Raw genomic sequence first — 421 nt, forward strand, 5'->3', positions numbered from 1 at the left:
ATGGATAACTTTGTTGGGATTATTCAAACCTTGAATGAAAAGAACAAAAATTTTACCCAATGTTATCCAGACAAGGCCACTAAGGTAGAGAATAGGTTGGCTAGCAGACTAATCATAAACCTAGGCCAATATACACTACAAAAGAGAGCTAGGTATGTCATAGAAAAGAGTGTACAATCTATACCTCTTTGTAAAAGACAAATTATAGAAAGCCTGCCTATTGAACTTGCTGCCAAAAAGAAAAAATCCAAAATAGGGATCTTCTTCTAGGGTTGAAGAATATTCTTCTTCTTAGACCTCGACTAGAATAAATGATGAAGACTCCTTATGGGAGCAACTAAAATAGATGGGAGTGGAGAAGGACATTGTTATACCTATAGTAGATATAGAAGGAGTTCTTGAAGAGCCCTCATGCCTACAT

General features: G+C 36.1%; 1 protein-coding gene. It reads left to right on the forward strand.

Annotated elements, in window-relative coordinates; translation table 11 throughout:
• Window positions 1-270: hypothetical protein (locus CHM34_RS19660; protein WP_094266061.1), on the forward strand; the 270-nt coding region annotated here is incomplete at its 5' end.
• Window positions 271-421 lie beyond the last annotated feature (151 nt).

The organism is Paludifilum halophilum (genome assembly GCF_002245355.1).
Lineage (GTDB): Bacteria > Bacillota > Bacilli > Thermoactinomycetales > DSM-45169 > Paludifilum > Paludifilum halophilum.